21 protein-coding genes and 1 tRNA gene are annotated in these 21042 nt (G+C 70.2%); 10 read left to right on the top strand and 12 right to left on the bottom strand.

The annotated features are described in order from the left end of the window. Positions 1-14 precede the first annotated feature (14 nt). Together ACMGFG_RS08715 and ACMGFG_RS08710 are read right to left on the bottom strand one after the other, a co-directional pair. Complete coding sequence (locus ACMGFG_RS08715) at positions 15-251, bottom strand: amphi-Trp domain-containing protein (protein ID WP_436929952.1); 237 nt, start codon at positions 249-251, stop codon at positions 15-17. A 106-nt stretch (positions 252-357) separates the two neighbouring features. Further along, a complete protein-coding gene (locus tag ACMGFG_RS08710; RefSeq protein WP_436929951.1) occupies positions 358-1440 on the bottom strand; it encodes a saccharopine dehydrogenase family protein in 1083 nt (360 codons plus the stop codon). A 323-nt stretch (positions 1441-1763) separates the two neighbouring features. On the opposite strand from ACMGFG_RS08710, the gene ACMGFG_RS08705 reads away from it, so the two are divergent. Next, complete coding sequence (locus ACMGFG_RS08705) at positions 1764-2108, top strand: hypothetical protein (RefSeq protein ID WP_436929950.1); 345 nt, start codon at positions 1764-1766, stop codon at positions 2106-2108. A gap of 181 nt (positions 2109-2289) precedes the next feature. Beyond that, entirely contained in the window at positions 2290-2577 is a 288-nt protein-coding gene (locus ACMGFG_RS08700) for a GYD domain-containing protein (RefSeq protein ID WP_436929949.1), read from the top strand. Between the two features lie 28 nt (positions 2578-2605). Here ACMGFG_RS08700 and ACMGFG_RS08695 read toward each other — a convergent pair whose 3' ends face one another. From ACMGFG_RS08695 to ACMGFG_RS08685, 3 genes are all read right to left on the bottom strand, one after another. Further along, on the bottom strand, positions 2606-3817 hold the full coding sequence (locus tag ACMGFG_RS08695; protein WP_436929948.1) for a site-2 protease family protein: 1212 nt from the start codon (positions 3815-3817) through the stop codon (positions 2606-2608). A gap of 121 nt (positions 3818-3938) precedes the next feature. Beyond that, complete coding sequence (locus ACMGFG_RS08690) at positions 3939-5921, bottom strand: MutS-related protein (RefSeq protein WP_436929947.1); 1983 nt, start codon at positions 5919-5921, stop codon at positions 3939-3941. Between the two features lie 63 nt (positions 5922-5984). After that, positions 5985-6989, bottom strand: coding sequence for a DUF7972 family membrane protein (locus ACMGFG_RS08685; protein WP_436929946.1), 1005 nt, complete (start codon positions 6987-6989; stop codon positions 5985-5987). Between the two features lie 316 nt (positions 6990-7305). Between ACMGFG_RS08685 and larE the strand changes: the two genes are divergently transcribed. The 4 genes from larE (at position 7306) to ACMGFG_RS08665 (ending at position 10217) form a co-directional block, all read left to right on the top strand. Continuing rightward, positions 7306-8232 (top strand): ATP-dependent sacrificial sulfur transferase LarE, encoded by a 927-nt coding sequence (gene larE, locus ACMGFG_RS08680; protein WP_436929945.1) that lies wholly within the window; start codon positions 7306-7308, stop codon positions 8230-8232. Between the two features lie 426 nt (positions 8233-8658). Beyond that, complete coding sequence (locus tag ACMGFG_RS08675) at positions 8659-9168, top strand: GNAT family N-acetyltransferase (RefSeq protein ID WP_436929944.1); 510 nt, start codon at positions 8659-8661, stop codon at positions 9166-9168. 56 nt (positions 9169-9224) lie between these two features. Further along, the gene (locus ACMGFG_RS08670; RefSeq protein WP_436929943.1) at positions 9225-10088 is read left to right on the top strand and encodes a homing endonuclease associated repeat-containing protein; all 864 of its coding nucleotides are present in this window, start codon (positions 9225-9227) and stop codon (positions 10086-10088) included. A gap of 56 nt (positions 10089-10144) precedes the next feature. Beyond that, positions 10145-10217 (top strand) — tRNA-Gln (locus ACMGFG_RS08665). 43 nt (positions 10218-10260) lie between these two features. Here the strand turns inward: ACMGFG_RS08665 and ACMGFG_RS08660 are convergent. From ACMGFG_RS08660 to ACMGFG_RS08640, 5 genes are all read right to left on the bottom strand, one after another. Further along, positions 10261-11268, bottom strand: a complete 1008-nt coding sequence (locus ACMGFG_RS08660) for an alcohol dehydrogenase catalytic domain-containing protein (RefSeq protein WP_436929942.1) — start codon at positions 11266-11268, stop codon at positions 10261-10263. 109 nt (positions 11269-11377) lie between these two features. Next, the gene (locus ACMGFG_RS08655) at positions 11378-12049 is read right to left on the bottom strand and encodes a DUF192 domain-containing protein (RefSeq protein WP_436929941.1); all 672 of its coding nucleotides are present in this window, start codon (positions 12047-12049) and stop codon (positions 11378-11380) included. Positions 12050-12085: 36 nt separating this feature from the next. Beyond that, positions 12086-13315 (bottom strand): M20 family metallopeptidase, encoded by a 1230-nt coding sequence (locus tag ACMGFG_RS08650; protein WP_436929940.1) that lies wholly within the window; start codon positions 13313-13315, stop codon positions 12086-12088. Positions 13316-13420: 105 nt separating this feature from the next. Then, entirely contained in the window at positions 13421-13624 is a 204-nt protein-coding gene (locus ACMGFG_RS08645) for a hypothetical protein (protein ID WP_436929939.1), read from the bottom strand. Positions 13625-13727: 103 nt separating this feature from the next. Continuing rightward, complete coding sequence (locus ACMGFG_RS08640) at positions 13728-14261, bottom strand: DUF6789 family protein (protein ID WP_436929938.1); 534 nt, start codon at positions 14259-14261, stop codon at positions 13728-13730. 651 nt (positions 14262-14912) lie between these two features. Here ACMGFG_RS08640 and coxB point away from each other — a divergent pair. From coxB to ACMGFG_RS08620, 4 genes are all read left to right on the top strand, one after another. Further along, entirely contained in the window at positions 14913-15731 is an 819-nt protein-coding gene (gene coxB, locus ACMGFG_RS08635; protein WP_436929937.1) for a cytochrome c oxidase subunit II, read from the top strand. Beyond that, positions 15728-18292, top strand: coding sequence for a cbb3-type cytochrome c oxidase subunit I (locus ACMGFG_RS08630; protein ID WP_436929936.1), 2565 nt, complete (start codon positions 15728-15730; stop codon positions 18290-18292). The genes coxB and ACMGFG_RS08630 overlap by 4 nt, the downstream gene beginning before the upstream one ends. Positions 18293-18294: 2 nt before the next feature. Continuing rightward, on the top strand, positions 18295-18576 hold the full coding sequence (locus ACMGFG_RS08625) for a cytochrome C oxidase subunit IV family protein (protein WP_436929935.1): 282 nt from the start codon (positions 18295-18297) through the stop codon (positions 18574-18576). Positions 18577-18672: 96 nt separating this feature from the next. Then, the gene (locus tag ACMGFG_RS08620) at positions 18673-19851 is read left to right on the top strand and encodes an LEA type 2 family protein (protein ID WP_436929934.1); all 1179 of its coding nucleotides are present in this window, start codon (positions 18673-18675) and stop codon (positions 19849-19851) included. Positions 19852-19866: 15 nt separating this feature from the next. On the opposite strand, the gene ACMGFG_RS08615 is transcribed toward ACMGFG_RS08620, so the two are convergent. Both ACMGFG_RS08615 and ACMGFG_RS08610 read right to left on the bottom strand, forming a co-directional pair. Continuing rightward, a complete protein-coding gene (locus ACMGFG_RS08615) occupies positions 19867-20574 on the bottom strand; it encodes a DUF7546 family protein (RefSeq protein ID WP_436929933.1) in 708 nt (235 codons plus the stop codon). Next, positions 20574-21005: a hypothetical protein gene (locus ACMGFG_RS08610; RefSeq protein ID WP_436929932.1), complete on the bottom strand. Its 432-nt coding sequence runs from the start codon at positions 21003-21005 to the stop codon at positions 20574-20576. The genes ACMGFG_RS08615 and ACMGFG_RS08610 overlap by 1 nt, the downstream gene beginning before the upstream one ends. Positions 21006-21042: the final 37 nt, after the last annotated feature.

Raw genomic sequence — 21042 nt, 5'->3', positions numbered from 1 at the left:
CGGGTCGCGAGCAGCTACTCCGGTTTCCAGTCGAGTTTGACGGTGAACGCCTCGCGGCTGCCCCGCAGCAGCGACGACGTCTCGCGGACGCCGATCTCCATGCCGATCTCCTCGGGCGGCGTGAGGTGGACGGTACGGTTGTTCACGTTCACGTCGAAGGTCCCGTCGCCGCGCAGGTCCGCGGCGATCGACTCCAGCTTGTCGGCGGCCTCGTCGCGGGTCATATCCAGTTCTTCCAGCTCTTTCGCCATGGCCGACCCTCGGGAACCGCCGGGGAAAAGTAACGGGCGGGAACCCGCGGTAACGGCGCCTTACGGGCCCCTCGCCGGTCGACCGGTCCGCCAGGTGCCCGTCGGCCTACTGCGTGACCCGTTCGGGTTCGGGCTCGGTCAGGATCTCCCGCTCGACGCCCTCGAAGGCCTCGGCGAACTCCGGGCCGAACGCCGAGGCGGGCGTCTGGAAACCGTCGCTCGCCTCGCCCGCGAGGACGCGCCGCGCGGCCTCGACGGCCGTCGCGGTCGTCAGGTCGTAGGTGTCCGGCGTCCGCATCCGCGCGCGGGCGGCGGTGCCGTCCGCCTCGACCACTTCGCCCCAGATGTGCGTCTCGCTCCCCGCCCGCTCGTCGGCCGTCGGCCCCGAGACGACCCGGCCGGCGACGGCCTCCGCCGCCCGGCGGACCGGCCCTGCGGCGAGGACGGGGACGAGCCGCCGGGTCCGCTCCAGAGCGTCGGCGACGCGGTCGGAGACCCCCGCGTACACCTCGATGTTCGGGATGCCCGTCGAGTAGTACGCCGAGGACACGTCGCCCCAGGGGACGGTGACGGCGGTCCGCTCCCCGGTCGGGAACTCGAAGGTCCGGCGTTTGTAGGCCAGCGGGACCGTCTCGACGCGACCGTCCCGGCGGACGGCGCCCGGGCGGTCGAGCCCGCGGAGCATCGACTTCACCGTCCCCGGGGAGAAGGTCCCCAGTCCGTCGATGGCGATCGTGAGCTCATCGGCGTCGGGGAGCAGGCCGTGGAGGATGGCGGCCAGGCAGTCGGTCGGCACCACGTCGAAGCCGACGCCGGGCACGAGGGCGACGCCCTCCTCGGTCGCCTCGGCGTCGCGGGCGGCGGTCGCTTCGAGCACGTCCACGTTACCCGCGAGGTCGAGGTAGTCGGTGCCGGCGCGGAGACAGGCGTCGACCAGCGGCTCGGCGGTGTCCTCGAACGGGCCGGCGCAGTTGAGTACGGCGTCGACGCCGGCGACCATCCGCTCGACGACCGTCGGGTGTTCCAGGCTGAACACCCGGTGGTCGCAGCCGCGTTCGGTCGCCGCTGCCTCGACCCGTTCGGCCGATCGTCCGGCGAGGATCGGGTCGAGACCGTCCGCGACGGCCCGCTCGGTGATCAGCGACCCGGTGTAGCCGTACGCTCCGTAGACGAGGAGGTCCCCTTCCATGCCGTCCCGTTCGCGCTCGGCGTGAAAAACGGGCGCGTCCGTTCACCCCTGGCCGCCATCTCGGGCCTGTGAGCGCTGCTAGAGCCGGTTTCGTCGGGGAAGCGGGGTTGGTTCAGGCGAGCTTTCGAGCCGGTAACCGGCGGATACGACGGCGGCCGGTCCGCCGCAGCCACGACTGGTTGGCCGCGAAAGCGACCGGTTGGCCGCGAAAGCGACTGGTTGGCCGCGACCGGCGGCGACGAACCCGACGACGACGCGGCGTCTGACGCCTGGCCGACTGGGGTTTATTGGGGAGGGACCCCTCCAGTCGAATCGAGACGAGGATGATCCCGACCACGGAACGCGGCGACGAGAGCGGTGTCGGCGAGGCGAGCGGTGAGCGGTCGATCCCCATCGAGATCAGCGTCGCGACCGACGGCGACGAGCGGCCGCCGGTCGACGACGAGACCCGCGTCGACGTGGAGGTCGACGGGCAGATGTACCCGACCGCGCGGCTGGCCGACGGCCGCTACGTCGCCTGGTGGTTCGAGACCGACGCGCCGGAGCTGTCCGACCCCGTGACCACCGAGTGGGTCGCCGCCCCCACCCGATTCCTCGCCGCGGGCACCCTCCACGAGCTGTGGCAGGACCCCGCCGCCTTCGACCAGCTGCCCGACGGCGAGCCCTGAGCGGGAACTGGTAGGACAGACGCAAGCGACGACGTAGCCGACCGCGACCTTCGCTTCTCCCGTTCCACGCCACCGCTCCGCGGCCATCAGCCTCCGCAGCCACCGCGGGTGCAGTCTCCGCGGCATCGGTCTCCGCGGCCACCAGGCTGAATGGCGTCCCGTCCGTTGTCCGGGTGGACAGATGCCCACCTACATCACGGAGGTCGACGTGAACGAGGCGGAGTACCAGAACCCCCAGGAACTCGTCTCGATCTGGGGAGCGATCCGCGAGGACATCCGGGACCTCGGCGGGGAGGTCGTCGACTCCCACGCCGTGCTCGGCGACTACGACTTCCTGATCGTCTACGCTGTCGACGACCAGGAGCAGGCGTTCCAGGTGACGCAGGTCATCGAGCGCCACGGGCTCGACACGAGGACCATGCAGGGGCTCCCGATCGACCGGATCGGCGAACTCGTCGAGGACGTGTGAGCGTGCGGGAACCGCCGTCGGCACCGGATCAGGACTGGCGCGACTCCTCGGGCCGGAACACGTCGGGCTCCGTCGAGTCGGCCGGTTCCGACTGGTAGCGGCCACTGGACTTGATGATCGACAGCGCGCTCATGATGTCCGTCCGGGTGATCAGCCCGACGAACTCGTCGTCCTCCATGACGAGCAGCCGGCCGACGGCGTGGGAGTCGAGTTCCTCCAGGGCGGTCATCACGTCGTCGTCGGGCGCGACGGTGTACAGGTCCGTCGACATGACTTCCTCGACCCGGTAGGCGTCCCGTTCGACCTCCCGCACCGCGCGGGCGTCCTCCAGCGTGACGAGGCCGACGATCTCCCCGTCGCGCTCGACGGGGTAGCCGGTGTGGCGCTCGCGGAACATCGTCTCGATCAGCTCGGCGACCGACAGGTCGTCCTCGACGGCGGTCACTCGGTCGGCGGGGGTCATCACGTCCGCGACGGTGACGCCCTCGAAGGCCGCCCGCATCACCGTCTGCTGGGCCTCGCTGGCCGCGCCGATGTAGATGAAGAAGGCGATGGCGACCAGGAAGAGCCCGCCGCCGCCGAACAGGCCGAAGAGGCCGAGGAGGATCGCGAACACCTTCCCGACCTCGGCGGCGATCTCGGTGGCGCGGGCGTAGGGCCGGGTGCGGTTGAGCAGCGCCCGGAGGACCCGGCCGCCGTCCATCGGGAAGCCGGGCAGCAGGTTGAACGCCGCGAGCACGACGTTCATCAGCGCCAGGTAGCCGAGGACGAACGCCGCGGCCGCCAGGCCCAGCGACTCGCCCGCCGGTACGGCGAGGAAGGCGGCGTAGGAGACGGCGCCGAGCGCGACGCTGACGACCGGGCCGGCGATGGCGATGAACAGCTCCTGGCGCCAGTCCTCGGGCATCTCGTCGAGCTGGGCGATGCCGCCGAAGATCCACAGGGTGATCGACGAGATGGGGAAGCCGTAGCGCATCGCCACCAGCGAGTGGCCCAGTTCGTGGAGGACGACGCCGACGAACAGCCCCAGCGCCGCGACCAGTCCCAGCGCCAGCGAGAGTTCGGTCGAGGTCGTCAGGGTGTCGACCGGGATCGACGACCCGAACAGGTCGTTGACGATCTCGACGTACCGGCCGATCTGCGACCCGATCGCCCAGGCGAACAGCGGCAGGACGAGCAGAAACGTCAGGTCGACGTCGATCGGGATGCCGAACGCGCTCCCCAGCCGGAATCGTCGCATACCCGAGGGTAGTGCCGCCGCACCCTTAAGCCCGTGTGCCAGTGCCGGCCGTTCCGTGCGCGCTCGCCCTGCCGTCAACCGTTCGCGCGTTCGCCGTCTGTCGGGCGGTTCCGCCGCCCGCTCAGTCGAACTTCTCCAGCAGTTCGACGTAGAAGCCGTCGCGCTCGTCGGCGAGCTTCTCGACGATGAGCTCCGGCGTCGAGCGGGCGAGCACGTCCTTTACCGGCGAGCGGTCGACGACGAGTTCGCCGTCGACCAGCCCCTCGGCCTCGATGCCGTCGACGGCCAGGTCGGTGCGGGCGGCGTCCTGGATCTCCCGGGCGAGGTGGGTCACGAAGACGGCGGTGGCGTCCGAGGCGTCGAAGGCTTCGAGGATACCGGCCATGATCTTCGCGCTCGCACCGGGTTCGGTGATGCTCTCCAGTTCGTCGACGAGGACGACCACGTCGCCGCCCTCGCCCGACCGGACCGCCTCGACGAGCGTGCCGAACTCCCGAAGCGTGGACTCGAAGGCGCCCGCGTCCAGCGTCCCCTGGGTCTTGGCGTGGTAGTGCAGCTCCTCGACGTGCTCGACGCGGGCGCGGTCGGCCGGGACCGGCAGGCCCATGTGCGCGAGCGTGACGGTCAGCGCGACCAGGTCGAGCACGGAGGTCTTCCCGCCGCTGTTGACGCCCGTCAGGAGCGCGACGCCCTCGACCCGGTAGTCGACGGGGTCGACCGCCTCGTAGGGCACGTCCAGCAGCGGCGAGCGACCCCCCTCGATGGCGACCCCCTCGCCGCCGATCTCGGGCAGCGTGGCGTCGTACGCCTCGGCGAAGCGGGCGATGGCGAGCTCCACGTCGAGTTCGAGCGCCGCCTCGGCCAGCCGCTCGGCGTCCTCGCGGGCGTCGGCGAGGTCGGTCGCCACCTCGCGTTTGAGACGGGTCGCCCGGCGGTCGCGGGCGGTGGTGAGTTCCTCGCGGAGCCGGGAGACCACTTCCTCGTCGCGCTCGACGGGGAAGGTGGGCTGGTCGGGGAACGCCCGGCGGGCCATGTCGGCGTAGTCGTCGAGTTCGAGGGCGTCGACGAGGTGGTCGCGGGCGTCGTCGACCGCCGCGGCGTACTCGTCGGCGAGTTCGCGCTGGAGCAGCGAGTCGACGCCGGCGCCCTGCTCGACCAGCGAGAGCAGGTCCGCGCCCTCGATGGTCACGTCGCGCTCCTCGATGGCCTCGCGGAGCCGGTCGTTGGCGACGCTCTCGGCGGTCGAGACGGCGGCGTCCAGATCGTCGACCGCGGTCTGGAGCTGCCGGAGGCGGTCGTCGTCGGCGACGTTGCCCTCGTCGTCGATGCGGGCGAGCGCGTCGGCCAGTTCGTCCAGGTCGCAGGGCGGGTCCAGGTCGGCGACGCGGTGGACCTCGATGGCCGCCCGGAGACGGTTGCGGTTGTGTGCGAAGAACGCGAGGGTGCGCTCGGGGACCACGGTCGCGGGGTCGTCGAGCGCGTCGGGTTCGACGCGCACGTCGCCCTCGACCTCGACGCCGGTGAACGCGTCGTCGAGCGCGACGACGGTGGCGTACCCCCGGGCCAGATCGGCGAGGCCGCGGGCGTCGTCGACGATCTCGACGCTGACCTCGGGCAGCGCCTCCTGGGCGCGGGCGTAGGTCTCGGCGTCGGTCGTGGCGAGACAGCGGTCCCGCACGCGGACGCTCGGCGGCGACTCCAGCGGTTCGACGCCGGCGAGCGCGCCGCGGACCTCGTCGTCGGGCTCCCGGTCCATCGCCCGGGCGGCGAACTCGCGGGCCTCCTCGACCCGGGAGCGGGATGGCGAGGGGTAGAACGTCTCCAGGCGGCGCTCGGCGTAGCGGGTGACGGCGTGGTCGGCGACGAGATCGAGGGCGTCGCGGTAGATCTCCTGGGCGCGCGAGGTGGCGGCGAACCCGCCGGGGTCGCCGTGCTCCCGGCGGATGGCGGCGCGGGCGATACGCGCGGCCCGGCCGTCGCTGATGCCCGGTGCGCGGGCCAGCGTGGCCACGTCCCCGTCGCGCAGCGCCCGCTCGGGGTCGTCGAGTTCGGACAGCGCCTCGGCCGTCTTCTCGCCGACCCCGGGGATCGTCTCGATGTCCATCTACCCGCCACATTACCACCGGCGGAGAAAAATCCCGCGGCCGTCCGGCGACCCGCCGAGTTCTCACTCGTTCCAGGGCCAGTCCTCCGGCGGCGCGAACGGGCCGGCCGAGACTGTGTAGCGCATCACCGTCGACACGCGCAGCAGTCGCACGACGAGCAGGACGAGCGGGGCGAGCACGACCGCGACCGCGGCGCTGATCACCCAGGGGAGTGCCCACTCCGGGAGCGTCGCCTCGTTCGAGCGGTACAGCAGCGGGACGGACAGGGCGACGAGCAGCGCCGGGAGGCTCACGTAGATGATCTCCCGGGAGAGCTTCGCCAGCTCCTGGTGGAGCGCGAGCGTCTTGTAGTACTGCCGGGCCACCGAGAGGTGCCCGAGCAGCCTGTCGACCGCGTCGACGTCGTCGGCGACGGGGTGGGGGAGGTCCGCGCCAGCGGTGACCGCCCGGAGTCGGCGGTGGAACCGCGCGTAGTCCGACCCCGCGGTCAGCGAGATGACTCTGACCGGCTCCATTTCGCCGGAGACGCGTTCGATCGACTCGGCGTAGCCCGAGAGGTCGCCGGCGAGCGCGACGAGGTCGTCCTCCCCTGCGTCGGCTCCGGCGGCGGTCGCCCGCCGCGCCGCGCGCAGCGAGTCGGCCCGATCGTTGATCGCCTCGCCGATCGCAGCGACGAACTCGGCGGCGTCGACCGGCACTGTCGCCCGGTCGCCCGCCTCCACGACGGCCTCCCGGAGGTCGGCGCCCTTCTCGTAGCGCTCGCGCAGCGAGGGCGGCTTGCCGAACGCCTGCGAGGAGACGAGCTGGTTGACCGTCAGCGTCAGCGTCACGAGCGTGAACACGCCGGCGGTGATGCCGCTCCCGAACACCGTCGGCACGTTGCCGCTCGGGCCGACCGCGAGGACGCCCGCGGCGACGGCGACCCGGACGACCGCGAAGACGGTGAGGCAGACGGCCGCCGCGATCAGCCAGCGGTTCCCGTCGAGGAACAGCCAGTGACGGGGCCCGTTCCCGCTCCCGTCGCCGTCCCCGCCCCCCTCGCCGTCGGCGTCGTCGCCGTCACCCATGCTGGCGCGCGACCCCGCGAGTTCGGTCGACCGCCCGCTGCGACCCCGTCGGCGATGCACCGGTCACGTCCGGAGCGAGCCACCGACTCCGGGTCCGTCCGCGAGAAGAGACGCGCATACCGGGCGGACGGCCGCCGGTCTCAAATGCGCGGGGCAGGCACTTGCCGGGGTCGGCGGGGACGAACACCCGCGGATCCGCGGCCGGGAGCCGCCGACGCGGAGCACCCGTGGTCAGCGACCGGCGTGCCCGAACCCGTTCGCCCGCCCCGCGCGGTCGAACAACGGGCTTTTGCCCGTTCACACCGAACCGTCGGCGATGAGCACTCCGGTCGCCGACAAGCTCGCCGCCGCGCGCGCCGACCTGGCCGACCGCGACGGCGTCCTCGTCGCCTTCTCGGGCGGTGTGGACTCCAGCGCCGTCGCCGCCATCGCCCACGACGCGCTCGGCGACGACGCCGTCGCCTGCACGGCCAAAAGCGAGACGCTCCCCGACGCCGAACTCGACGACGCCCGCCGCGTCGCCGAGGAGATCGGCATCCGCCACGAGATCGTCGAGTTCTCCGAGCTCGACAGCCAGGCGTTCGTCGAGAACGGCGACGACCGCTGTTACCACTGTCGCACCATGCGGCTCGGCGCGATGTTCGACCACGCCGAGGAACTGGGCATCGACGTGGTCTGCGACGGGACCAACGCCTCCGACCCCGGTGAGGGCCACCGCCCCGGCCTGCAGGCGGTCGAGGAACTGGACGCCTACTCCCCCCTGCTGGAGCACGGCATCGGCAAGTCCGAGGTCCGTGAGATCGCCGACGACTACGGCCTCTCCGTCGCGGACAAGCCCTCGATGGCCTGCCTCTCCTCGCGGATCCCCACGGGCCTCGAAGTGACCGAGGAGCGCCTCTCGCGCATCGAACAGGCCGAGACCGTCCTGCGGACCTGGGGGTTCGAGCAGTTCCGCGTGCGCGACCACGACGGCATCGCCCGCATCGAGGTCGGGGAGGACGAACTGGACGAGGCGCTGGACCCCGAGTTCGTCCGCGCCGCCCGCCAGTACATCGGCGAACTCGGCTTCGACCACGTCACGCTCGACCTCGACGGCTACCGCACGGGCAGCGTCAGCCCCGCCGACGAGGCGGACGAGGAGACCGACGGGACGACCGAGAGCGGCGAACCGGCGGACGACGGCGGCGACCCCGTCGTCGAGGACGTGTTCGGCACCGACTACCCCACCGCCGACGAGATCTGAGGGAGGCTTTCTACGCGGCGCGCGCTGGAGCGCGCTTTCATGCGCGCGATGGAATCGCGCGAGGGATGACTGAGCGAGCAACGCGAGCGAGGGAATCGGCTGGGGAGGTGTGTGGCCGTCTGCGGTGCTGTGCAGCCGCGTTGCTGTCCTGGCGGACTGAAAGGGCGAGGCGCGCTCGCGCTCGTGCAGTCGCCTGAGTGGGCACTATCCGCGCGGGCGGTGCGGAGAGCGCGGATATCCCGCTCAGCGACCGCGAGCGGGCCGAGGGCTTTCAGTGCTCACCGTCGAGTGCTGTCGAGTCAGTTCAGAGCGGGCGAGCCGAGGGGTTTCAGCGATCGCCGTTGCCGGCGGTCGAAACACGCCGAGCGAGCGGCAGTCGTTGCCGTCCCCAGTGACACTTTCACAGGAGCGACCCACCGATAGACCGTGTCCGAACTCACGGTCCGCCGGTACGAACCCGACGACGCCGAAGCGGTCTGGGACCTCCACGAGCGGGCGCTCCGCGACATCGGCGCCTACGACGAGGAGTACGCCCACCGCGACGCCGACCTCCGGGCGGTCGAATCCGCGTACCTCGACGCCGGCGGGGAGTTCCTCGTGGGGGAGATCGGTGGGACCGACGGCTCCAGGAGCGAAATCGTCGCCATGGGCGCGCCCCAGCTCTCGACCGAGGTCGACCACCACGAGACGGACCCCGACGCGGCGGTCGTCCGGCGAATGCGCGTCGATCCCGCCCACCAGCGACGGGGTTTCGGGAGTCGGATCCTCCGGGAACTCGAATCTCGTGCGCGGGAATCGGGTTTCGACCGGCTGGTGCTGGACACGACGCCGGACCAGGAGAGCGCGGTCGCCCTCTACGAGTCGTTCGGCTACGCCGAGACGCGTCGGGAGTCGACGCCGGTCGGGGAGATGCGCTTCTACGAGCGGGAGTTGTAATCCGACACTCACCGTCCCGTAGATACTTGGGGAGAAACGAGGGCAAGCGGACGTACATGGAGAGGACGGAACAGGAGTGTATCGAGTCGCTGCGGGAGGCCGCGGAGCAGTTGGGGGAGTCGCCGTCGAAGGCGCAGTACGAGGAACTGGGGTTGACGCCCGCGGCGTCGACGATCCTTCGGGTCGTCGGCGGGTGGAACGAGGCGAAGGAACGGGCGGGACTATCGACGAACGCGTCGCGCGGGTCCCGGGTCGCGCCGAAACCCGACGGGGTCGAGCTTCCTGACGGTGAGACGTGGGAGGACCTCTCGCAGGACCAGCGATGGCACTACCGGAACCCGGAGCACAACACCGAACGAACGCTTCGCCGGCGGGCGCGACTCCGCGCGTGGGCCAACGAACGGAAGCGCGAGCGGGGCTGCGCCGACTGCGGCGAGTCCGACCCGGCCTGCCTGGACTTTCACCACCTGGACGGTGAGACGAAAGCGATGGCCGTCACCGACATGATAACGCACGGCCACGGCCGGGAGGCGCTCCGCGAGGAGTTCGAGAAGTGCGACGTGCTCTGCGCGAACTGTCACCGGAAGCGCCACGACCGGGGGCCGGCGGTCGTCGACCGCGACGGCGGACCGCGGTCGAAACGCGAACGCCTGCGAGCGTGGTCCTACGAGTACCGCCGCGACCGCGGCTGTCGTCGCTGTGCCGAGGACGACCCCTCGTGTCTCCAGTTCCACCACCCGGACCCTGACGAGAAGTCCGCGGGCGTCGGGCAACTGATCTCCGACGGTGCCGACGAGAGCGAAGTCCGCTCGGAAGTCGACCGATGTGTCGTTCTCTGCGCGAATTGCCACCGTCGCGAACACTTCGAACCCCCGACCGACGACGGGAGCGACGGAGCGAAAACGACTGAACCACGGTAACACGGCACGTTCGAGTCCGCAACACTGAAATACGGGACCGCAGTATACTCGGGTGAAGTCCTGTGGTGTAGTGGCCAATCATGTAGCCTTCTGGGGGCTACGACGGAGGTTCGAATCCTCCCAGGACTATATTTTCGGACACTTCGTTCGTGAGCGGCAGTTCCGTCCGTCGCTACGGCGTCACCACCAGTTTCCCGACGCTCTCGCGGTCCTGCATCGCCGCGAAGGCCGCGCCGGTCTCGGCCAGCGGGTAGGTCTCGTCGATCACCGGGTCGAAGGCGCCGTCGGCGACGAGGTCGACCAGCCGTTCGAGGTCGGGCTGGGTGCCCATCGTGGAGCCGACGATCCGCTTGTGGGCCAGGAAGAGGTCGGCCACGTCGAACTCGGAGGTCCCGCCGGCGGTGCGGCCGCAGACGACCATCGTGCCGCCGCGTCGGAGGACGGACTGGCCGAGTCGCGAGTACTCGCCGCCGAGGTGGTTGACGACGGCGTCGACCGGCTCGTCGACGGCGGCCTCGATCTCGGCGGTGTCGGCGGACTCGATCCCCCGGTCCAGCCCGGCCTCGCGGACCCGATTTAGTTTGCTCGCCGAGCGCGAGGTGCCGACCGTCTCGATCCCGAGGGCGTCACAGAGCTGGACGGTCGCGACGCCGACGCCGCCGGTGGCGCCGGGGACGAACACCCGGTCGCCGGCCGCCACGTCGGCGCGTCGCAACATCCGGTCGGCGGTCACGTACGCGGTGGGGAGCGCCGCGGCCGTGGTCGCCTCGACGCCGTCGGGGAGGGCGACGAGCCGGTCGGCCGTCACCCGGGCCCGTTCGGCCAGGCCGCCGTGGTACAGCGAGAAGTGCTCGCACATGTTCTCGGGCCCCTCGCGGCAGAACCGGCAGGCTCCGCAGGTCTCGTTGGGGCAGAGGACCACCCGGTCGCCCGGTTCGACGGCCGACACGTCGGGGCCGACTTCGCGGACCCGGCCGGCCACGTCGAGCCCGGAGACGAACGGGAGGTCGTCGGCGTCGACCATCGCGGAGTCGCCCTCCAGGATCCACAGGTCGTGGCGGTTGATCGAGCAGGCCGCCACGTCGACGACGGCCTCGCCCCGCTGGGGTCCGGGGTCGGGTCGGTCGACGACGCGCACGCCTTCGGGGCCGATCAGGTCGGTAAAGGCTGCGGCTCGCATGGGTCGCGTTCCGTGGGCGACGGCAAAGAGTGCGGCGTCGGCGGCGAACCCGTCGGGGGCTCGACGCCCGGCGGATCGACCGTCCGCCGCCGCGCGCCAGCGGCTCCGATCACAGTTCGAACCGCAACACGTCGCCGGTCTCGACGCCGCGCTCGGTGGTCCACCCGCGGTTCACCTCCAGCACGTACTGGCCGCGGCCGGGGTAGGTCTGGTCCTCGCCGTCCTCGTTCGGTCCCGGCTCGGGCGCGTGGTGGATCTCGGTGATCGCGCCATCGCCGTCGGCGTAGACGATGTCGAGCCCGAAGTCCATCTCGCGCATCACGTACGTGTGGCTCCCCACCGAGTCGTAGACGAACAGCATCCCCATGTCCTCGGGCAGCGACTCGGTGTCGCTCAGGCCCGTAAAGCGCAGATCTCCGGTATCGGCGACCGCGGCCGTCACCGAGCCCAGCCGTTCCCCGTCCGGGGTCGTCACTCGAACGTCGGTCGTCTCGTAGCCGGGGAACACGGCCTCGCGGGTCCCGGGTTCGAGCGGGGTCGGCGAGGCGGTCGCGGTGGCTGTCCCGGGCGGAGTCGCGGTCGGCGTCCCGGTGGCCGTCGCGGCGGGCGTTCCCGTCGGTGTCGCCCCGTCCGCTCTCTCCGTCGGCCCTATCGCCCCGTCGGCCGACGTGCTCGTCACGTCCCCGCCGTCGTCGGTCCCCTCGTCGGTCGCGGGACCGTCGCTCAGACAGCCGGCCGTCCCGGCCGCGACCGCCGCCGCGAGGAACGCTCGGCGCCGCATATCCACCCTTGGAGCTGTCGAGTGAAAAACACGCGGTCACCCCGCCCAGGACTCGGCGACGCCGCGGTAGATCCGGTAACAGCGGTCGAGGACGGGCAGCGAGACGCTCTCGTCCGCGGTGTGGGCCTCGCCGGGTTCCGCGGGGCCACAGACCACGCAGGTCGTCCCGGCGTCGGCGAGCCAGCCGGCGTCGGTCGCGTGGGGTTTGACCACCTGCTCGGGCCGTCCGTCGCCCGGCGCGGTCGCGTCTCCGTCTGCCGTCTCCCCGTCCGGCGCCGCTTCGCCCCCCGTTTCGTGTGCGTCGCGGGCCGCCGCGAGCACCGCGTCGGCGAAGGCGGGGTCGTCGCAGGCCATCGGCGGGAGGTCCTGGTCGACGGTCCAGCTGACGCCGTCGACCGTCTCCGCGCGCTCCAGGTCGGCGCGCTCGCCCGGCACCGTTCGCTCGTCGACGGTCACCTCGCAGCGCTCGGGGATCACGTTCCAGGCCGACCCGCCCTCGATCCCCGTGACCGCGATGCTCCCCGACAGTTCGCGGCCGAGTACCTCGCTACTCGGGAACGACAGGTCCCGGACGATGTCGACGGCGTCGGTCGCGCGGTAGACGGCGTTGACGCCGGACGCGACTTCGCTGGCGTGGGCGGCCGTCCCCTCGGCGACGAGCGTCGACCCGCGCCGGCCCTTGTGGGCGACGGCCACGTCGGTGACCCCCGACGCGGAGTAGCCGGTCGACCCCTCGCCGACGACCGCGTAGTCCGGGGCGAACCCCTCGTCGATGGCCGCGCGGGCGCCGACGCCCCCGACCTCCTCGCCGACGAACGACGCGAAGACCAGTTCGACCCCCGCCGGCGGGTCGGCGTCGCGGAAGGCACACATGGCCGCGGCGACGGCGCCCTTCATATCGGCGCTGCCCCGGCCGTACAGCCGGCGGTCGCCATCGGCGTCGCCGTCGGCCCCGCCATCGCTGTCGCCGCCTTCGCCGTCCGCGGGTTCCGCCCGGACGACGTACTCGCCGTCTTCGACCTGTGACTCGTCCGGCGGGACCACGTCGTGGTGGCCGACCAGCGCCAGTGTGGTCTCGCCCGACCCCTCCCTGGCGATCACGTTGCCGCCCCGCTCGTCGCCGCCGGCGTCGTCGCGGCGGACCGCGGCATCGGTGTGCTCGCGCAGCCAGGCCTCGATGCGGTCGCCCGCCGCCGCCTCCGACTCGTGACTCGGGACCGAGACCAGTCCCCGCGCGAGGTCCCGGACGTCTTCCCGTCGTTCCATGGTCGCCCCGTCGGGCGCCGCCGTCTTCAAGCCCCGCGGCCGTGCTCCGGGGCGCGTTCGGGGCCCGTCCCGCGGACCGGTCGGACGGTCGTCCGAACACGCCGCTTACTCGCGCTTCCAGGCGCTCGGCTCCATGTCGACAGCCTTGACGACCGGGCGATACAGCGCGACGATGACGACGACGACGACGAGCTCGACCCAGAAGCCGATATCGCCGACGGCGGCCCGGACGACGCCGAGGACGACCGTGACGATCACGACGATGACGAGATAGTGGGCGACGAGTTCGAGGATCTGGCCCCTGTCCATGGATGCGATACGGCCCGGGGGGACAAAAACGACGGTATCGCGGCCGACGCGTCCGCTCGGCCCGACCGACCGGTTCGACGCCGCCCCCTTCCCGGTCAGGTGCCTACACCAGCGTGTCGGGGCGGGTCGAGAGGTACTCGAAGACGGCGCCGAGGCCGATCCCGTAGACCCAGTGGGCGACGAGCGTGACGAACAGGTAGCCGGCGAGGGCGAGGCCGGCGTAGCCGTCGTAGAAGGCGAAGACGAACCCGGTCCACAGCGCCGTCCCGAAGTAGAGGCCGTGGACGGGGTCCCGGGCGCCCGGCAGGTAGTCCTTCAGCGAGGCAAAGAGTAGCGGCCAGGGGAACATCCCGGCGAGGACGAACAGGACGTACCCGGCGGTCACCGGCGGGAACAGCCCCTCGAGCCCGACCATCTCGGTGACCGTCGCGAACGACGCGCGCGTGAACACGCCGAAGCTCTCACCGATGAGCAACACGACCGTCATCAGCGCCGTCCCGACGAGCCCCCCGGCCGCGCCGACGACGCCGTCCGCGACGATGCCGAACAGCCGGTCGAACTCGTCGTCGACCACCGTCGGGTCGTCGAACTCCTCCCCCTCCACGGCACTCTCCTCCAGTTCGCGCGTGTCTGCCATGTCATCACGTACCACTGCGACGGACAAAAACCTCCCGAAAAATAGGGCGGGATACGAATCGGTTCGGCTCGTTGTTGACACCCTCCTCCGCGTAACCGCGGAGGAATCCCGAGCGGTGGGAGTTTCAGGTTCGCAGCCCAATCACCGGACTCCAAGCCCTTTCGGGCACGGGTAGTCCCACGGTATCGGACTGGTGGACTGCTGGCGGTGCCAAGCCGCCGTTACCCCTCTCCTCGACCGTGTACGGCGTCCCGGTGTTGTTTTTGCCACGGGGACGCCGGCACGCGTCACCGGACTTGGGGGTATCGTCTGACTCGCTTTGAGCAGTCGGCACGGGCACACGCTTCTAGCATGTGTGTTCACCGACTGCCCTTTCGGATACTGTCTCATTAGATGGGTGGACAGGCCACCTCCGAAGGACGGTTCGGAATCCGCTCCGTTCCGACCGATTCATACTCCTCAGTAGGGCGTCCTATCACTTAAACGTCACTATGGGAAACTCGGTGACGGCGTTTGAACGGTGGACTGTGAGCACAAGTGACGGCGCGTATCCACGGCCTGAAGGCCGTGGTATTGCGCCTGTTCAGCGTATAAAGTGGGATGGCAACACGCCCCAAACAATAAGAGCGGGTGCATCGTTGGTGATCGAACATGGTAGAAGCAGGTGGCGCGGTGGTCGGCGACACCGTCCTGGCGGGGACCAGCGGGGTCCGGGCGCCGGCGGAGGTGTTCAACAGCATCTTCGTCGCCTTCCTGGGGCTGGGGACGCTGGTCGGGGTCGTCGTCATCTCCTACACGCTGTACAACGCCTACAAGTACCGCTACCGCGAGGACGAGGACCCCGCCCCCGACGTGGACCGGCCGGAGGTCGGCGAGCTGCCCGAGGGCGGGGGCAAGGGCAAGAAGCTGTTCCTCTCGTTCGGTATCAGCGCGTTCATCGTCCTCTCGCTGGTGATCTGGACGTACGCGTCGCTGCTGTACGTCGAGGGCAAGCCCACCGAGGTCCAGCAGAACGGGGGTGACGTGATGACGGTGGAGGTCGACGGCTTCCGGTTCGGCTGGCAGTTCACCTACCCCAACGGCGCTCAGGCCAGCACGCTCCGCGTCCCGACGGACACGGTGATCAACCTCTCGGTGACATCGCAGGACGTGTTCCACAACTTCGGAATACCGGAGTTGCGCGCGAAGGCCGACGCGATCCCCGGCCAGACCACCAACGCCTGGTTCGTCGCCGACGAGCCGGGGAGCTACCAGGCCAACTGCTACGAGATCTGCGGCGAGGGCCACTCCGGCATGACCGCGCAGGTCGAGGTGATGAACGAGTCCGCGTTCGACGAGTGGTACGCGACCACGGAGCCGGCGAACGCCAGCGCCGCGAACGGGACCGCAAGTAACGGCACCGAAGCGGCCGTGAGCGGTCCCGACGCGCCCGGTGCGCTCGCCCCCGCACGCGCGGGTGGTGCGCCATGAGCCACGGCGAGGCCGGCGGCCACGAGTTCCCGCCGATGAGTTCGGTCAAGCGGTGGTTCGTCACGACCAACCACAAGGACATCGGCATCCTCTACACGATCACGGCCCTGTTCTTCCTCGTCCTCGGGGGCGTACTCGCGATGCTGATGCGCGTCCAGCTGTGGTCGCCCGGCGCGGGCATCCTCAGTGCCGGCGCGTACAACCAGGCCGTCTCCGCCCACGGCCTGCTGATGGTCTTCTGGTTCATCTCACCGTTCGCCTTCGGGTTCGCCAACTACCTCGTCCCACTGCAGATCGGCGCCGACGACCTCGCCTTCCCGCGGCTCAATGCGATGAGCTACTGGGCGTACCTCTTCTCGGGCCTGCTCTTTATCGCGTCGTTCTTCCAGGGCGGCACGTTCGACGGCGGCTGGACGATGTACGCCCCCCTGAACCTCCCGACGTACATGCCCAACATCGGGTCGACGACCGTCGTCCTCGCGCTCATCATGTTCATCGCGGCGGTGACGATGGGGTCGGTCAACTTCCTGACCACCATGTACCGCATGCGCGCCGAGGGCCTGCGGATGCGCGACCTCCCGATGTTCTCGATGTCGATCCTCCTGACGGTGTGGATGATGCTCTTCGCCTTCGCCGCCCTGCTGGCGGCGCTGATGATCCTCGCCGCCGAACACCTCTTCGGCGTGACCTACTTCTCGGCGGAGGGCGGGACGCTGCTGTGGACCCACCTGTTCTGGTTCTTCGGCCACCCCGAGGTGTACATCGTCTTCTTCCCGGCGCTGGGCATCATGGCCGAGTGCTTCCAGACGTTCACCGGCCAGCGCATCGTCGGCCGCAAGTGGTTCGTCCTCGCGATGGTGCTGGTCGCGCTCCAGAGCTTCGTCGTCTGGATGCACCACATGTTCCTCACCGGGATCAACCTGGAGATAAAGACCCTCTTCATGATCACGACCATCGGCATCTCCCTGCCGTTCGACCTGATGGTCTTCTCGCTGATCTACACGATGATCAAGGGTCGCATCCGCTTTACCACCCCCTTCCTCTTCTCGCTCGGCGCGCTGATCCTGTTCATCATCGGCGGGATCACGGGGGTGTTCCTCGGCGCGGTCGTGCTCGACTACGAGTTCCGGGGCACCTACTGGGTCGTCGCGCACTTCCACTACGTGATGGTCGGCGGCGCAACCGGGCTGTTCGCCGGGGTCTACTACTGGTTCCCGAAGATGACCGGCCGGATGTACGACGAGTACCTCGGCAAGGTCCACTTCGCGCTGTACTTCGTCGGGTTCAACCTCCTGTACTTCCCGCTGTTCGTCGCCTGGGAGACGCCCCGTCGTGTGTTCAACTACGCGCCCGGCCTGACGAGCTGGCACCAGGTCGCCTCGGTCGGCGGGTTCATCCTCGGGGCCTCCTTCCTCGTCATGTTCTACAACCTGTTCAAGAGCATGGCGACCGGCGAGGAGGTCGGCGACAACCCCTGGGAGTACTCGACCACCGCGGAGTGGGCGGTCTCCTCGCCCCCGCCGCTGGAGAACTTCCCCGGCAAACCCAGCTACGCCGGCGGGAAGCTCTCCTTCCGCGACGAGCCCGAACTGACCGCCGACGGGAGCGGCGACGACGAGCCCACAGGGTCCCCCTCGGCCGACGACCCCACCGCGTCGACCGACGGCGGGAACGTCCGCACGGAGGGTGCGACCGCCGGCGGGACGGGACTCGTGAGCGGCGCGACGAGTGCGACGCCGGCGGCGGCCGGAACCGGCACCGCCCACGGGGGCGATCGACATCCCGACCACGCGAGCTTCTGGCCGTTCGTGGTCTGTTTCGCCGGCTTCCTCACCTTCCTCGGGGTCTCGGGGATCCGTAGCGGCGGCCCGTACCTCTGGTTGACCGCGGTCGGCGGCCTGTTGAGCGCGGTCGGCTTCGTCGGCTTCGCCAACGAGTCCTTTTACGTCCCCGAGCCCACCGTCGCGGAGCAGTGGCCGTTCGGCGGCGTCGAGAACATGAAGCTGGGGATGTGGACGTTCCTGGCCTCCGACGTGGTCCTGTTCGGCGGGTTCGTCGGCTCGTACCTGTTCCTGCGGGTCGCCAATGGCTGGATCCACTGGCACCACGCGTTCATCCCCGAGGCCCACGTCACGTTCCCCGGGCTGGTCAACACGTACCTGCTGCTGGCGAGCAGCTTCGCGGTCGTCCTCTCGCTGGTCGCCGCGCACAAAAACTCCAGGCGGGGCGTCGTCGCCAGTCTCACCGTGACGTGGCTGCTCGGCGTCGGCTTCCTGATCAACAAGGGCCTGGAGTGGCAGCACCTGTTCCACATCTCGACGGAGGCGTTCCCCAACGGCTGGAACGTGGGCACGAACGTCGCCTCGTCGACGTTCTACCTGACCACCGGGCTCCACGGCGCCCACGTCATCGTCGGGCTGATCATGCTCATGTACATGATCCCTCGGGCCTGGAAGGGCGCGTACCTTGACGACGACTCCAGCCTGGAGTACTTCGGGCTGTACTGGCACTTCGTGGACATCGTCTGGCTGTTCCTGTTCCCCCTCTTCTACATCCTGTAACCATGGCACGATTCAAACTCTACACCGCGATATTCGTGGTACTGATGGCGCTGTCGACGACGCAGGCGCTCGTCGAACAGACCGGGATGGTGAACTTCGACGCGCCGGGGACCTACTGGACGGCGTTCGGGATCATCCTCGCTCTGTCGTTCGTCAAGGCGACGTTCGTCGCAACCTACTACATGCACCTCCGCTGGGAGCCCCGGTCGGTCACCTACCTGTTCCTCGGCGGGCTGTTCGTCGCGCTCGCGCTGACGACCGCTGCGGCCTACTCGATCCTGTAGGAGTCGGGCCGTTTTCGGGGCGACGAGGAGGTGACCGAACTGGTTCGGCCCCGATCGCCAGCGTTTATCCGCTCGACGCTGTCTGTCCGTCCAGTCATGTCAGAGGCTGGTTCGGCAGATCGCGGCGGGGGGACCGCCCCGGACGGTGACGGGTCGCGGCTGGCCTCGCTGGTCGCGACCTGGCCGCGGCGGATCGGGGTCGCCCTCGGGGGACTGGTCGGCCTGCTGGTCGTCCTGTACCTCGTCGGGATCATCGGCGCGCCGGCGGCTGGCCTGGAAGACCGCGGCGACTGGGGGGAGGTCACCGACGAGCGCACCGAGGTCGTGACGACCGTCTGGGTCGACAACCCCAACCCAATCGGCGTCTCGCTGGGCAACACCGTCACCGCGGAGTACGACATCGTCCTCAACGACGTGTTGCTGGCCGAAGGGTCGAAGTCAGACATCGAGGTCCCGAAGGACAACAGCACCGAACAACTGCGAACGGACGTGATCAACGACCGCCTGGCCGACTGGTGGGTCGCGTTCGTCCGCGCGAACGAGACGGTCCACGTGGACGCCAACGCGACGCTGCAGGTGAACACACTGTTCAGCGCAAGCCACGACGTGCACCGCAACCGGACGATGCTCAACGAGTCGACGCCGGTCGTCGACGCGCTGTCGGCATCGGTCAACGAGACCAGCGGCACCTACACCGAGTCCGTGAGCGCGAGCGAGGTCGGCGAGGACGTGCTCGGTGACGATCCGCTGGGCGGGAGTGACAGCGTCACCGTCGGCTACGAGGTCCAGCGGGGCTGGGCGACCTGGGGCGACGTGTCGGAGTCGGAGACGACCGTCCGGTTCCACCTGCTCGTCCACAACCCCGGCGACGTGCCGGTGCCCGCGTCGCCCGACGGCCTCGGCGTCAGCGTCGACATGAACGACGTGCGCACCTTCGAGGCCGAGAGCGGCGACCTCTCGGCGGAAAGTCTCGGCCCCGACGCCGTCATCGCGCCGGGCGAGACCCGCGAGGTCACCTACCGCGTGACGATGGACAACGGACAGGTCGACGACTGGTTCACCAGCCACGTCCGCGCGGACAGGGGTCCGGGTGTGGAGGCGACGGCCGTCACCGCGCAGTTCCAGGTCGTCTTCGAGAACCCCGCAACCGGCGGCCAGTTCCGCCTCCCGGGCGAGTCGCCGGTCGGCTACGACTGCTCGTTCCGGACGGCCATCCTCGTCGACGGGCAGAACAGCTCCTCGACCTGCGAGCCGCCGACCGTCTCCGGGAACTGAGCGGGTTCCCGTCTTTCACTCCGCTCTTGCGTCGTCGCCGTCGCTCCCCGGCGAGGGGAACCCGGGTCGCCAGTACAGCAGCGCGACCGACGCGAGGAAGGCGACCGTCGAGATGTCCACGGAGTAGGCGATGGCGGTCGACATGAGCGTGACCCAGCCGCCGAGGACGCCCGTGACCGCCGAGGCGAAGATCGGGGCGGAACAGCTGAGACAGGAGACGAAGCCCAGGGTACCCGAGGCGACGACGCCGCTGGCGTCGACGATGGCGGCGTAGACGAGGTACGTGAGCCCGAGGTAGCCGATCACGCGGTAGGGGACGACGGAGACGTAGAACGTCCGGGTGATCAGGCGGACGCGGGCCCAGCCCGGCGAGCCGGAACCGACGCTGAGCCCGAGGATCCCCTCGGGGATCGGGTGGTGGCCGCCGACGGTCAGCCCGATCAGGCCGGCCCAGTTGGCGAGGACGAGGAAGTAGCCGGCCGCGAGCGCGCCGGCGATGAGATGCCGGCGCGGCGGGGCCGAGGGGATCGGGGTGCGGGAGGCGGCGACGAGGACGGCGTTGATCCAGACGAACGGGTAGAGGACGTACCGCGGGACGGTGACGGTCCCCGGCGTGGCGAGGAAGTAGCCGGCGACGAGGACGCCCTCGAGCGCGACGGCCGCGGCCAGCACTCCCGCGCCGGTCGGCCAGGAGCGTGCGACTCGGCGGGTCGAGTGGGCCATTAGCCGGTCGTGACGAGCACGATCGTGATCGCGACGACGGCGAGCATGCCCGTCGCGACGGCGCCGCCGGCGGCCGCCTGTGCGCTCGGGCGGCCGTTCTCCCGCATCGCGAAGTAGACGCCCGCGACGAGGAAGCTGGCGACCAGGGCGACGACCGCACCGATGACCGCCGGTCCGGTGATCGCACCGCTGGCGTAGGCCATCGCGCCGAACATGAACCCGAGCACGAGCGCGACGTAGGCGACCGTCCACGTGCCCGTGCGCCCGGCGAGGCCCGCTAGCCCCGAGGGCGGTCGCTCGCCGCCCGCCACTTCCCGGGCGACCCGGGGGACGTAGTGGCGCCACCGCCGCGACCGGAGGACGAACAGGACGACCCCGACCCCGAGCAGCCCCATCAACACCATGCTCGCGAGATAGGTCGTGTTGGCCATGGTACGTGTCTACACACCACTTTCCATCCGAGGTTTA

The sequence above is a fragment of the Halosimplex halobium genome (genome assembly GCF_051414055.1).
Taxonomy (GTDB): Archaea; Halobacteriota; Halobacteria; order Halobacteriales; family Haloarculaceae; genus Halosimplex; species Halosimplex halobium.
The sequence above is the reverse complement of the archived record's forward strand: the minus strand, read 5'-3'. Positions and strand labels throughout refer to the sequence as shown.

Excerpts from the sequence above, each read along its gene's own strand:
- ACMGFG_RS08615 (WP_436929933.1), bottom strand. The coding sequence starts at position 20,574 with ATGGCCCACTCGACCCGCCGAGTCGCACGCTCCTGGCCGACCGGCGCG.
- larE (WP_436929945.1), top strand. The coding sequence starts at position 7,306 with ATGAGCACTCCGGTCGCCGACAAGCTCGCCGCCGCGCGCGCCGACCTG.
- ACMGFG_RS08710 (WP_436929951.1), bottom strand. The coding sequence starts at position 1,440 with ATGGAAGGGGACCTCCTCGTCTACGGAGCGTACGGCTACACCGGGTCG.
- ACMGFG_RS08655 (WP_436929941.1), bottom strand. The coding sequence starts at position 12,049 with ATGCGGCGCCGAGCGTTCCTCGCGGCGGCGGTCGCGGCCGGGACGGCC.
- ACMGFG_RS08685 (WP_436929946.1), bottom strand. The coding sequence starts at position 6,989 with ATGGGTGACGGCGACGACGCCGACGGCGAGGGGGGCGGGGACGGCGAC.
- ACMGFG_RS08640 (WP_436929938.1), bottom strand. The coding sequence starts at position 14,261 with ATGGCAGACACGCGCGAACTGGAGGAGAGTGCCGTGGAGGGGGAGGAG.
- ACMGFG_RS08610 (WP_436929932.1), bottom strand. The coding sequence starts at position 21,005 with ATGGCCAACACGACCTATCTCGCGAGCATGGTGTTGATGGGGCTGCTC.
- ACMGFG_RS08670 (WP_436929943.1), top strand. The coding sequence starts at position 9,225 with ATGGAGAGGACGGAACAGGAGTGTATCGAGTCGCTGCGGGAGGCCGCG.
- ACMGFG_RS08700 (WP_436929949.1), top strand. The coding sequence starts at position 2,290 with ATGCCCACCTACATCACGGAGGTCGACGTGAACGAGGCGGAGTACCAG.
- ACMGFG_RS08705 (WP_436929950.1), top strand. The coding sequence starts at position 1,764 with ATGATCCCGACCACGGAACGCGGCGACGAGAGCGGTGTCGGCGAGGCG.
- ACMGFG_RS08650 (WP_436929940.1), bottom strand. The coding sequence starts at position 13,315 with ATGGAACGACGGGAAGACGTCCGGGACCTCGCGCGGGGACTGGTCTCG.
- ACMGFG_RS08660 (WP_436929942.1), bottom strand. The coding sequence starts at position 11,268 with ATGCGAGCCGCAGCCTTTACCGACCTGATCGGCCCCGAAGGCGTGCGC.
- ACMGFG_RS08715 (WP_436929952.1), bottom strand. The coding sequence starts at position 251 with ATGGCGAAAGAGCTGGAAGAACTGGATATGACCCGCGACGAGGCCGCC.
- ACMGFG_RS08695 (WP_436929948.1), bottom strand. The coding sequence starts at position 3,817 with ATGCGACGATTCCGGCTGGGGAGCGCGTTCGGCATCCCGATCGACGTC.
- ACMGFG_RS08690 (WP_436929947.1), bottom strand. The coding sequence starts at position 5,921 with ATGGACATCGAGACGATCCCCGGGGTCGGCGAGAAGACGGCCGAGGCG.
- ACMGFG_RS08620 (WP_436929934.1), top strand. The coding sequence starts at position 18,673 with ATGTCAGAGGCTGGTTCGGCAGATCGCGGCGGGGGGACCGCCCCGGAC.
- ACMGFG_RS08645 (WP_436929939.1), bottom strand. The coding sequence starts at position 13,624 with ATGGACAGGGGCCAGATCCTCGAACTCGTCGCCCACTATCTCGTCATC.
- ACMGFG_RS08625 (WP_436929935.1), top strand. The coding sequence starts at position 18,295 with ATGGCACGATTCAAACTCTACACCGCGATATTCGTGGTACTGATGGCG.
- coxB (WP_436929937.1), top strand. The coding sequence starts at position 14,913 with ATGGTAGAAGCAGGTGGCGCGGTGGTCGGCGACACCGTCCTGGCGGGG.
- ACMGFG_RS08630 (WP_436929936.1), top strand. The coding sequence starts at position 15,728 with ATGAGCCACGGCGAGGCCGGCGGCCACGAGTTCCCGCCGATGAGTTCG.